Source organism: Streptomyces sp. NPDC085931 (assembly GCF_044540565.1).
Classification (GTDB): Bacteria; Actinomycetota; Actinomycetes; order Streptomycetales; family Streptomycetaceae; genus Streptomyces.
This window is the reverse complement of sequence record NZ_JBITSK010000025.1, coordinates 53,806-65,231: the sequence shown is the minus strand read 5'-3', so window position 1 is coordinate 65,231 and position 11,426 is coordinate 53,806. Positions and strand designations below refer to the sequence as shown.

The 11,426-nt window shown below is 74.0% G+C and carries 9 protein-coding genes; 3 read left to right on the top strand and 6 right to left on the bottom strand.

Going from position 1 to position 11,426, the window contains the following annotated elements:
• A partial coding sequence (locus tag ACIGAN_RS34815) for an integrase core domain-containing protein (RefSeq protein WP_399863479.1) occupies positions 1 to 189 on the top strand: 189 nt, incomplete at its 5' end.
• Here the strand turns inward: ACIGAN_RS34815 and ACIGAN_RS34810 are convergent.
• From ACIGAN_RS34810 to ACIGAN_RS34795, 4 genes are all read right to left on the bottom strand, one after another.
• Complete coding sequence (locus ACIGAN_RS34810) at positions 186 to 824, bottom strand: DedA family protein (RefSeq protein WP_365099755.1); 639 nt, start codon at positions 822 to 824, stop codon at positions 186 to 188. The genes ACIGAN_RS34815 and ACIGAN_RS34810 overlap by 4 nt on opposite strands.
• Before the next feature lie 72 nt (positions 825 to 896).
• Entirely contained in the window at positions 897 to 3,281 is a 2,385-nt protein-coding gene (locus tag ACIGAN_RS34805; RefSeq protein ID WP_399863477.1) for a phosphoketolase, read from the bottom strand.
• 107 nt (positions 3,282 to 3,388) lie between these two features.
• A complete protein-coding gene (locus ACIGAN_RS34800; RefSeq protein ID WP_399863474.1) occupies positions 3,389 to 5,878 on the bottom strand; it encodes a beta-glucosidase in 2,490 nt (829 codons plus the stop codon).
• 305 nt (positions 5,879 to 6,183) lie between these two features.
• On the bottom strand, positions 6,184 to 6,636 hold the full coding sequence (locus ACIGAN_RS34795) for a DUF4442 domain-containing protein (RefSeq protein ID WP_399863471.1): 453 nt from the start codon (positions 6,634 to 6,636) through the stop codon (positions 6,184 to 6,186).
• 163 nt (positions 6,637 to 6,799) lie between these two features.
• Here ACIGAN_RS34795 and ACIGAN_RS34790 point away from each other — a divergent pair, with 163 nt between their 5' ends.
• Both ACIGAN_RS34790 and ACIGAN_RS34785 read left to right on the top strand, forming a co-directional pair.
• Complete coding sequence (locus tag ACIGAN_RS34790) at positions 6,800 to 7,810, top strand: hypothetical protein (RefSeq protein WP_365742037.1); 1,011 nt, start codon at positions 6,800 to 6,802, stop codon at positions 7,808 to 7,810.
• A gap of 25 nt (positions 7,811 to 7,835) precedes the next feature.
• Positions 7,836 to 9,161: an MFS transporter gene (locus tag ACIGAN_RS34785; RefSeq protein WP_399863467.1), complete on the top strand. Its 1,326-nt coding sequence runs from the start codon at positions 7,836 to 7,838 to the stop codon at positions 9,159 to 9,161.
• On the opposite strand, the gene ACIGAN_RS34780 is transcribed toward ACIGAN_RS34785, so the two are convergent.
• Together ACIGAN_RS34780 and tuf are read right to left on the bottom strand one after the other, a co-directional pair.
• Positions 9,123 to 9,968 carry a spermidine synthase gene (locus ACIGAN_RS34780; protein WP_399863465.1) on the bottom strand — a complete coding sequence of 282 codons (846 nt, stop codon included), beginning with the start codon at positions 9,966 to 9,968 and terminating at the stop codon, positions 9,123 to 9,125. The two genes, ACIGAN_RS34785 and ACIGAN_RS34780, sit on opposite strands and share 39 nt — an antisense overlap.
• 202 nt (positions 9,969 to 10,170) lie before the next feature.
• Positions 10,171 to 11,340 carry an elongation factor Tu gene (tuf, locus tag ACIGAN_RS34775; protein WP_399863463.1) on the bottom strand — a complete coding sequence of 390 codons (1,170 nt, stop codon included), beginning with the start codon at positions 11,338 to 11,340 and terminating at the stop codon, positions 10,171 to 10,173.
• Positions 11,341 to 11,426: the final 86 nt, after the last annotated feature.

The following is an 11,426-nucleotide window of genomic DNA, read 5'->3' as shown; positions in this document are numbered from 1 at the left end:
AAGGTCGAACGCTTCAACCGCACCCTGCTCGACGAATGGGCCTACCTCAAGCCCTACACAAGCAACGACGAGCGAACCGCGGCCCTGGCAGACTTCCTGCACGCCTACAACCACCACCGCTGCCACACCGCACTCGGCGGCCAGCCACCGATCAGCCGCGTTAACAACCCTGCGGGTCAATACACCTAGGACGTGGGCGCCCCGGTCGCTTCCAGGGTCTGGTTCGCCTTCTTCGCCTTGCGCTTGATCACCAGCATGGAGGTGAGGCCGACCAGGACGGCGGCCACCAGGCCCAGCCAGGAGAAGCGCTTCAGCCAGGACTCCGCGACGACGCCGACGTAGTAGATGACCGCCGTGGTGCCGCCGGCCCAGAGGATGCCGCCGAGGACGTTGGCGATGGCGAACTTCCAGTACGGCATGCGCAGCACGCCCGCGAGGGGGCCCGCGAAGATGCGCAGGAGGGCGACGAAGCGGCCGAAGAAGACGGCCCACATGCCCCACTTCTCGAAGGAGCGCTCGGCGGTGGCGATGTGGCCCTCGCTGAAGTGCCGGGGGAACTTCCGGCCCAGCCAGGCCAGCAGGGGCCGGCCGCCCTTGCGGCCGATGGCGTAGCCGATCGAGTCGCCGATGATCGCGCCGGCCGTGGCGCTGGCGCCGAGGACGACAGGGTCGATGTCCCCGTGCTGGGAGGCGAGCAGCGCGGACGAGACCAGGATGATCTCGCCCGGCAGCGGGATGCCCAGGCTCTCCAGGCCGATGACCACGCCCACCAGCGCGTAGACGGCGACCGCGGGTACGGTTTCGAGCCACTCCTGGACGTGCAACGCCGGTTCCTTTCCCTGTGCTTCCCTGCGGGCCCCGGGAAGCCTACCGGCTCATAGGACGTCCCCGGCGACTCAGGCGTTCCAGCTCCACTCGGCGACCTCGGGCAGGTCGGTGCCGTGCTCGCGGATCCAGGCGTGGTGGCGGGTGCGGGCGTCGGCCATCCGCTGGCGCACGGCCGTGGCCCGCACCCCGAGGCCCGGGACGCGGTCGACGACGTCCATGACCAGGCGGTAGCGGTCGAGGTCGTTGCGCACGACCATGTCGAAGGGCGTGGTGGTGGTCCCGGCCTCCTTGTAGCCGCGCACGTGCAGGTTCTGGTGGCCGGCACGGCGGTAGGCCAGGCGGTGGATCAGCCAGGGGTAGCCGTGATAGGCGAAGATCACCGGCTTGTCCACGGTGAACAGGCCGTCGTACTCGAAGTCGCTCATCCCGTGCGGGTGCTCCTCCTCGGGCAGCAGCCGGGCCAGGTCGACGACGTTCACCACCCGGACGGACAACTCGGGCAGGTGCCTGCGCAGCAGGTGCGCGGCGGCCAGGGTCTCCTGCGTGGGGACGTCGCCGGCGCAGGCCAGGACGACGTCCGGCTCGCCGCCGTCCTCGCTGCCCGCCCACTCCCAGATGCCGGCGCCGCGGGCGCAGTGCACCCGGGCTTCGTCCATGGTCAGCCAGTCGAAGCAGGGCTGCTTGCCGGCAACGATGACGTTGACGTAGTCGCGGCTGCGCAACGCGTGGTCGGCGACGGACAGCAGGGTGTTGGCGTCCGGCGGCAGGTAGACCCGCACGACCTCGGGGCTCTTGTTGAGGACGTGGTCGACGAAGCCGGGGTCCTGGTGGGAGAAGCCGTTGTGGTCCTGCCGCCACACGTGCGAGGTCAGCAGGTAGTTGAGGGAGGGGACGGGGGCGCGCCAGGGCAGGCGCCGGGAGGTGCGCAGCCACTTGATGTGCTGGTTGACCATGGAGTCGACGATGTGCACGAACGCCTCGTAGCAGGAGAACAGCCCGTGCCGGCCGGTGAGGAGATAGCCCTCCAGCCAGCCCTGGCAGAGGTGTTCGGAGAGGACCTCCATGACGCGGCCGTGCGGGTCCAGGTGCTCGTCGACGTCGAGGGTGCCGGCCTGCCAGGCCTTGCCACTGGCGTCGAAGACGGCCTGGAGCCGGTTGGAGGCGGTCTCGTCCGGGCCGACCAGGCGGAAGTCCCGGCGCTCGGCGGTGTCCCGCATGACCCGGGCGAGGAGGTCGCCGAGGACCCGGGTCGGCTCGTGCAGGGTCGTGCCCGGCTTGTCGACGGGGACGGCGAAGTCGTCGAGGGGCGGGACGGGCAGGTCGCGCACGAGCAGTCCGCCGTTGGCGTGCGGGGTGGCGCCGAGCCTGCGGCTGCCCTCGGGGACGAGGGCCAGGACGTCCGCGACGGGGCGGCCCTCGGCGTCGAACAGTTCCTCGGGGCGGTAGGAGCGCAGCCACGCCTCCAGTTGCCGCAGGTGGTCCGGGTTGTCGCGGACACCGGCCAGCGGCACCTGGTGGGCCCGCCAGGTGTTCTCCACCGGCAGGCCGTCGACTTCGGCGGGGCCCGTCCAGCCCTTCGGGGTGCGCAGCACGATCACCGGCCAGTGCGGGCGCTCGGTCGCGCCGTCCTCGCGGGCGGCGCGCTGGGCCGCGCCGATGCGGTCGAGCGCGGTGTCCATCGCCCGGGCCATGAGGCGGTGCACCTGCGTGGGGTCGTCGCCGGACACATGGATCGGCTCGTGGCCGTATCCGCGCAGCAGGGCGTCGAGTTCCTCCTCGGGCAGCCGGGACAGCACCGTCGGGTTGGCGATCTTGTAGCCGTTCAGGTGGAGGATCGGCAGCACGGCTCCGTCGTGCACCGGGTCGAGGAACTTGTTGGCGTGCCAGGACCCGGCCAGCGGGCCGGTCTCCGCCTCGCCGTCGCCGATCACGCAGGCGACCAGCAGGTCGGGGTTGTCCAGGGCGGCGCCGTAGGCGTGGGCGAGGGAGTAGCCGAGTTCGCCGCCCTCGTGGATCGAGCCGGGCACCTCCGGGGCGACATGGCTGGGCACGCCGCCGGGGAACGAGAACTGCCGCATCAGCAGCTCCATGCCCCGCGCGTCCCGCGACACGTCCGGGTACTTCTCGCTGTAGCTGCCCTCCAGCCAGGAATTGGCCAGGACGGACGGTCCGCCGTGGCCCGGGCCCCAGACGCACAGGGCGTCCAGGCCGCGCCGGGCGATCACCCGGTTGAGGTGCGTGTAGACGAGGTTCAGCCCGGGTGAGGTGCCCCAGTGGCCCAGCAGCCGGGGCTTGATGTGCTCGGGCCGCAGCGGCTCGGTCAGCAGCGGGTTGGCGAGCAGGTAGATCTGACCGGCCGCCAGGTAGTTGGCGGCCCGCCAGTGGGCGTCCAGGGTGCGCAGTTCCTCGTCGGTCGGTGCGGTCGTGTTCTCCGGGCTCGGGGCCTCGGGCATGGGTGACTCCCTGGGTCTGCGACGGCTCCTGGAGGAGTACCAGTGTGGTCCGGTTCGATGCCGGTCGCCTCCCGGCGGCGCGTGCGCCGGGCCGGTCGCGTCCGGTTTCAGCCACCCACGCGTACGCGCGTGCGCAGCCGCAGATCCCGGGACGACGCCCCGATCCACAGGGTGCGCGGCCCGGTGCCGAGCACCCAGTCGTGGAGCTGCGGGTCCCAGGAGGACAGGGTGCGCCGCTCGACCCGTACGGTGACGCGCCGCTCCTCCCCCGCCCGCAGCGTGAGCCGCCGGTAGCCGGCCAGTACGCGCACCGGCTGGTCGAGCGGCAGGTCCGGGGCGGGGCCGGCGTAGACCTGCGGCACGTCCGTGCCCTCGCGCGGGCCGGTGTTGCGGACGGTGAAGGCGACGTCCAAGCCGTCGCCCGTCCAGCGCGCGTCCGGGTCCCGGTAGGCGAAGGAGGTGTACGACAGGCCGTGGCCGAACGGGAACAGCGGCCGCACGTCCTCGGCGTCGTACCAGCGGTGGCCGATGTGGACGCCCTCGGTGTAGTGCTCGGTGCCGTCGACACCGGGGTAGCGGCGCGGGTCGCCGGCGACGGGGTGGTGGTCGTCGTCGGCCGGGAAGGTCTGGGTGAGGCGTCCGCCGGGGTCGCGCTCGCCGTACAGGACCGCGGCGGTGGCGGCGGCCCCCTCCTGCCCCGGGTAGTACATCTGGAGGACGGCACCGGTGCGTTCCAGCCACGGCATGGCGGTGGCGGACGAGGTGTTGAGGACGACGGTGGTGCGCGGGTTGGCCGCGGTCACGGCCTCGATCAGCCGCTCCTGGTTGCCGGGCAGGGCGACGGTCGCGCGGTCCTGCCCCTCGATGGCGTCCTCGTAGGCGAAGAGGACCACGTCCCGGGCGGCGCGGGCGGCCCGTACGGCCTCGGCCACGTCCTGCGCGCGGGTCCCCTCCGTGATGCGGCGCAGCCGGAACAGCCCGCCGGTGTCGCCGCCCCGCGCCGTGACGGCCAGCCGGTGGCCGCCCCGGGTGAGCGTCAGGGTGCGGCGGCGCACGGAGAGGCCGTCGTCCGCGTGGGTGAGCAGCCCACCGGTGAAGTACTCGTCCCAGCCGGGCCGCACGGGGAACAGGTCCTCGCCGTCGAGGAGGACCCGGGGGCGGAGCGGTGGCGTGCCGGAGTGGTGCAGCACGAGGGTCCAGGTCTCCGTCGCGTCGACGGTGAGCGTGCCGTCGTACCGCCAGGTCCGGCCGGGCTCGACGTGCTGTGCCTCGGTGGCGAAGGCGGGTTCGAGCGCGCTCGCCGGGAGCGGCTTGCCGAAGACGTCCTCGCCGAGTGCGTGGGTCACCCGTGCGGCGCGCCGCCGGATGGCGTCCAGGGGGCTGTCGGCGTGGTCGGGCACGACGTGGGCGCTGCCGCCGCCGCTGACCAGGGGGCGGGCGCCGGTGGGCCCGATCACGGCGACGCTGCCGCCGGCGGTCAGGGGCAGGGTGCCGTCCGTGTTGCGCAGCAGGGTGGCGCCCGCCTCGGCGACCTCACGGGCGACGGCCGCCCCGGCGGCGGTGTCCCGGGCGGGGCGGTCGGGCACGGTGCCGTCGAGCAGCCCGAAGCGGTCCATGACGCCCAGCACGCGGCGGACGGCCCGGTCCACGTGGGCCTCGGACACACTCCCGTCCCGCACGGCCGAGACGAGGGGCGCGCCGAAGTGGGTGCCGTCGGGCATCTCCAGGTCGCATCCCGCCAGGAGGGCCTCGCGGGTGCTGTGCGCGGCGGACCAGTCGGTCGTCACGAACCCGGTGAAGCCCCAGCGCTCGCGCAGCACGCCGGTGAGCAGGGCCTCGTTCTCGCAGGCGTAGGTGCCGTCGACCTTGTTGTAGGCGCCCATCACCGCCCCGGCCCCGGCGGCGACGGCCGCTTCGAAGCCGCGCAGTTCGGTCTCGTGCAGGGTCCGCTCGTCCACGCGCACGTCGACCGACATGCGGTCGCGCTCCTGGTTGTTGAGCGCGAAGTGCTTGACCGTCGCGATGAGCCCCTCGTCCTGGATGCCCTCGATCTCGGCCGCCACCAGGTGGGCGGTGAGCAGCGGATCCTCGCTGAAGGTCTCGAAGTTGCGGCCGGCGTACGGGGTGCGGATGAGGTTGACCATCGGGGACAGCAGCACGTCCTGGCCGAGGGCGCGGCCCTCCCGTCCGATGACGCGGCCGTAGCGGCGGGCCAGGTCCGGGTCGAAGGCGGAGGCCAGCATCACGGGAGCGGGCAGGGCGGTGGCGTGCCGGGTGACCCGCACACCTGCCGGGCCGTCGGCGAGCCGCAGGGGCGGGATGCCGAGCCGCTCGACCCCGGGCACGTAGCCCGCCTGGCCGAGCGGCCGGGGGTCGGTGGCGCCGTGCAGCAGGGAGATCTTCTCGTCCAGGGTGAGGCGGGCGAGCAGCCCTTCGACCCGGCTGTTCTGCTCCGGGCCTCGGCCTCGCCGCGCGGGGACGGCGCGTCCCTCCCCGGCGGCGTGGGCGGGCAACGGTGCCGCCGCGGCGACGGCGATCGCGCCGCCGAGCAGGCGCAGGGCGGAGCGCCGGGGATGACGGGGGGCGGTGTCGGTCATGCACCGCACTATGGGCCAGGCGAAGCGCGACGCCCCGCCGGACACCACGGGCGGGCGGGTGACCCGGCGTCCCCCGAGCGGGCACCCCGCCACGGCCTCACCGCACGAGCCCGCGGGCCCCGCGTCACGCCGGGCGCACACCGCTGGAGCGATCCGCACCGGCTTCGAAAAGCAGGCGGCACCCACGCAGTCCGGGGAGATCCTGCCGCCGTGGTCGCACCGGGCACGGGTCCGAAAAGCGCTGCGGCCGCTCCCCGGCGGCGGGTCCGGCGAGCCAGGGAGCGACTCGGTGGCTGGTCGGCCGGTCAGCCGTTGGGCCGCAAGGTCCACACCACGGTCATCTCGCCGGTCACGGCCCCGTCCGCGCGCCGGATGGCGACGGCGACCGGGAACTCCGGCCGCTCCCCGGCGTCCAGTTCCGCGACGACCTCGGCGGCCGGGCGGCCCAGGGTGGCCGTGGCGGTCACCGCGCCCATCGCCAGCTTCTTGTAGGCGATCTCGGCGCGGACGGCCAGCGGCACCGCGCGCGAGAGCTGGTCCCCGAACGCGGCCAGCACGATCGCGCCGCTCGCGGACTCGCCGAGCGTGAACATCGCACCGGCGTGCGGGCCGCCCACGTGGTTGTGGTAGTCGCTCTGGTCCGGCAGGGACACCACCGCGCGCTCCGGCGTGGTCTCCAGGAACTCGAGGTTCAGGGTCCGGGCCATGGGCACCGTGGCGGCGAGCATCTCGCCGATGGACATCTGGTCTGCGCTCATGACCGCATGTTACTCACGAGTAGGCGCGGCTGACCAGGGCGGTGTGACCACCGCCGCACCGGCACCCGCGCCTTGCGCCGCTCCGTCCCGTCTCCGGGTTGCTACGTCTCCGTCCACGGGCGGTGACCGAATCGTGTCCTGGGCGCGGCTAGGGTTGCTGCCCATGTGGCCAGGACAGCAGCCGCCCGGGGGCGAGCAGAACCCGCAGACGAACAACCCCTACCAGCAGCCGGGGTACCAGCAGCCGAATCCGTATCAGCAGCCGGGCTACCAGCAGCCCGGCCCCTACGGGCAGCAGCCGCAGTGGGGCACGCCCGCGCCGGCCGGTGCGCCGCAGCCCCCGCCGGGCGGCGGTGGCGGCAACCGGACGAAGCTGGTCGCGATCATCGCGGCCACGGCGGTGGTCGTGGCCGCCGGAGTCACCGGCTTCCTCGTGCTGGGCGGCGACTCGGACGACAGCGCGGGCGGGAACAAGGGCAAGAAGCCGGCCCCGACCGCCTCCAAGGAGTCCGAGACGGAGCCCAGCGCCTCCGCCTCCGACGACAACCCGCGCGGCGGGCCGGGCGAGAAGGCGACCGTTCCGGGCTGGAAGGTCGTGGTCAACACGCGCTTCGGCACCAAGTTCGACGTGCCGGCGGACTGGGAGATCGACACCCAGGGCACCAGCGTGGGCTTCGAGTGGGAGAAGAAGGACGGTGAGCTGGACCGCACCACGGTCACGGCCCCGGCCTATCTGAAGTCCAAGTGGTGCACGAGCGACGACAACAAGGACGGCCGCGAGGAGGACACCGCCCTCGCCACCGCCGGCACCCGCGGCGAGAACGGCGCGAAGAACTCGGACATGGCGGCCGAGACGCGCGTGCCGTGGTGGATCTTCGGCGGCTACACCCAGCCCGACAAGAAGAGCGTCAAGTACACCAAGCCCAAGCCGTACACCACCAAGTCGGGCATCAAGGGCAGCGTCGCCACGGCGCACTCGGAGAACACGCCCCAGAAGGGCAAGTGCGACAGCGAGGGCAAGGCGATCACCTTCGCCTTCAAGAACGGCGCGGGCGACTTCGTCACCTGGAACCTCTACGGCGCCAAGGGCGTCAAGGACGAGCTGCCCGAGGCGACGATCCAGAAGATCCTGAGCACCGTGCGCCTCACCGAGGAGCCGCCCACCGAGTCCTGACCGGCGCGGACCGCCCCCGCGGCGTTTGGCAAGTCGGCCCCGGCCCGGCGATAGTCACCGGGTGCCGATATCGACCTCCCGCAGACCCGCCTGGGCGGGCCGCAACTACTCCCTGCTGACCGCCGCCGCGGTCGTCACCAACCTGGGCAGCAACGGCGCACTGGTGGCGGCCGCCTTCGCCGTGCTGGAGGCGGGCGGCGACGGCGGCGACGTGGGGCTGGTGGCGGCGGCCCGGACGCTGCCGCTGGTGCTGTTCCTGCTGATCGGCGGGGCCGTCGCCGACCGGCTGCCCCGGCACCACGTGATGGTGGCGGCCAACGCCCTGAACTGCCTCTCGCAGGCCCTGTTCGCCGTGCTCGTGCTGACCGGTGATCCCCTGCTGTGGCAGATGATGCTGCTGGCCGCCCTCGGCGGCACCGGCCAGGCCTTCTTCGGGCCGGCCGCCGAGGGCATGCTGATGTCCTCGGTCCAGGGCGAGCAGGCGGGCCGCGCCTTTGCCGTGTTCCGGATGGCGATGTCGGGCGCGGGTCTGGGAGGTGCCGCGCTGGGCGGCGCCATGGTCGCCGCGATGGGCCCCGGCTGGGTACTGGCCGCGGACGCGGCGGCCTTCGCCGTCGCCGGGGCGCTGCGCGCCTTCTTGGACGTCGGCCACATCCCGCCCCGGGCACCGGGCGGCGGCCTGCTCGCCGATCTGCGCGAGGGCTGGCAGGAGTTCGCCGGCCGCCCCTGGCTGTGGGGCATCGTCGTGCAGTTCTCCATCGCCAACGCGGTCGTGGCCGCCGCGGACGCCGTCTACGGCCCGCTCGTCGCCCGCGACCACCTCGGCGGCGCGGGCCCCTGGGGTCTCGCGCTGGGCGCGTTCGGCGCGGGCACCGTCGCCGGCGCCCTGCTGATGACCCGCTGGAAGCCGCGCCGGCTGCTGCTCGCCGGCACCCTCTGCGTCTTCCCGCTGGCCCTGCCGTCGGCCGCCCTCGCCGTCCCGGTGCCGATCGGCGTGCTGTTCGCGGTGATGTTCGTGGCGGGGACGACGGTCGAGGTGTTCGGCGTCTCCTGGATGACGGCGCTGCACCAGGAGATCCCCGAGGCGAAGCTCTCCCGCGTGGCGGCCTACGACTGGTTCGGCTCGGTGGCGTTCGTGCCGCTCGCCACGGCTGCGGCCGGCCCGGCGGAGGACGCCTTCGGCCGGACGGCGGCGCTGTGGGGCTGTGCCGGGCTGGTCGTCCTGGTCACGGCGGCCGTGCTGTGCGTCCCGGACGTGCGCAACCTGCGCCGCAGGACCACGCCCGTGACCAAGGGCGTCGCCGAGCGCCCCTCAGCCGATGCCGAACGCCCCGTCGGGGGGCTCGGGTGAGGGCACCGCGTCCTCGTCCCGCACGGCCCGCGCCCCGCCGACGAACCGCCGCAGCCCGGCGCCGTACTCGACCCGGGCCGGGAACGCGTCGGCGGCCGTGAGCCGGGTCAGGGCGGCGACGTCGAGCGCCCGGTGACCGGCCGCGAGTACGGCGTTGCCGAACCGGCGCCCGCGCAGCACCCCCGGCTCGGCGATCAGCACGAGTTCGGCGAACACGGTGGCCAGGGTGGCGAGTTGCGACCGCAGGAAGCCGAACGGAGCCGCGTCCGGAAGGTTGGCGAGGTAGACCCCGCCCTCCCGCAGCACCCGCGCGGCCTCCCGCACATAGGTGACGGACGTCAGGTGCGCCGGCACCCGCGAACCGCCGAACACATCGGCGACGATCACGTCGGCCGAGTCGGCGCGGGCGTTCTCCAGCCAGGCCCGCGCGTCCGCCGCGTGCAGCGCGACCCGGGCCGTCGCGGGCAGCGGCAGGTGGGCGCCGACCAGTTCCAGCAGCCCCCGGTCGGCCTCGACGACATCCTGCCGGGAGCCGGGCCGCGTCACCGCCACGTACCGGGGCAGCGTCAGCGCCCCGCCCCCGAGGTGGACCACGTCCAGCGCCCGCCCCGGCTCGGCCACGACGTCCAGCACGTGCCCGAGCCGCCGCGCGTACTCGAACTCCAGGTGCGTCGGGTCGTCCAGGTCGACGTACGACTGCGGCGCCCCGTCGACGGTCAGCAGCCAGGCCCGCTCCCGGTCGACGTCGGGCATGAGCTTGGCGAACCCGTGGTCGACGGCGCGGGCGACCGGAATGGCTTCCTTCACCTCTCCATTGTGCGGCGGGTCCACGCCGTCACAGGCGCGGGGGCCGGGGGGGGGGGGCCGCCGCCCCCCCCCGGCCCCCCCCCCCCCCCCCCCCCCCCCCGCCCCCGGCCCCCCCCCCCCCCCCCCCCCCCCGGCCGCCGGGGGGGGGGGGGGGGGGGGGGGGGGGGCCGGGGCCCCCCCCCCCCCCCGGCCCCGCACCGCCTCAGCCCACCGCGGTCACGGTCCCGGCCCCCACCGTCCGTCCGCCTTCACGGACGGCGAACCCGAGCCCCGCCTCCAACGGCACGTCCCTGCCCAGCTCCACGGTCATGGCGACGGTGTCACCGGGCCGCGCGACGGCCGTCTCCCCGAGGTCGACGACCCCCACCACGTCCGCGGTCCGGATGTAGAACTGCGGCCGGTACCCGCTGGAGACGGCCGTCGTGCGCCCGCCCTCGCGCGCGGACAGCACATACACCTGCGCGGTGAAGCGACGGCTGGGCACGACGCTCCCGGGCGCGGCCACCACGTGCCCCCGCCGGACGGCGTCCCGGGCAACGCCCCGCAACAGCAGCGCCACGTTGTCCCCGGCCTGCGCCTCCTCCATCGGCTTGCCGAAGGTCTCCAGTCCCGTGACCACCGTCTCGACCCCGGCCCCGAGCACCTCGACCCTGTCCCCGACCCGCACCACGCCCCGCTCCACCGCACCGGTGACCACGGTCCCCCGCCCGGTGATGGTCAGCACGTTCTCCACCGGCAGCAGGAACGGCGCGTCCAGATACCGCTCGGGCATCGGCACATACGTGTCCACCGCGTCGAGCAGCGCCTCGACGGACGCCGTCCACCGCGGGTCCCCCTGCAGCGCCTTCAGCCCGGAGACGCGCACGACGGGCACGGAGTCGCCGCCGTAGCCGTGCGCCGTGAGCAGGTCGCGGACCTCCAGCTCGACCAGGTCGGTGAGCTCCTCGTCGCCCGCGTCGGCCTTGTTGAGCGCCACCACGATGTGGTCGACGCCCACCTGCCGGGCGAGCAGCACGTGTTCGGCGGTCTGCGGCATGATCCCGTCGAGCGCGGAGACGACCAGGATCGCCCCGTCCAGCTGGGCGGCGCCGGTGACCATGTTCTTGACGTAGTCGGCGTGGCCCGGCATGTCGACATGGGCGTAGTGCCGGGTGGCGGTCTCGTACTCGACGTGCGCGATGTTGATGGTGATGCCGCGCGCCGCCTCCTCGGGCGCCCGGTCGATCCGGTCGAACGGCACGAAGGTGCCGGTGCCGCGGTCGGCGAGGACCTTGGTGATGGCGGCGGTCAGGGTGGTCTTGCCGTGGTCGACATGGCCCATCGTGCCGATGTTCAGATGGGGTTTGGTGCGTACGTATGCCGTCTTGGGCATGGCGGTACCTCGAAGCCTCTTCGCAGGAACTGGGGACCCCGAGGACTCGCCGACCCTCCCCCTGCGGGGTCCGCCGGACGATCCGG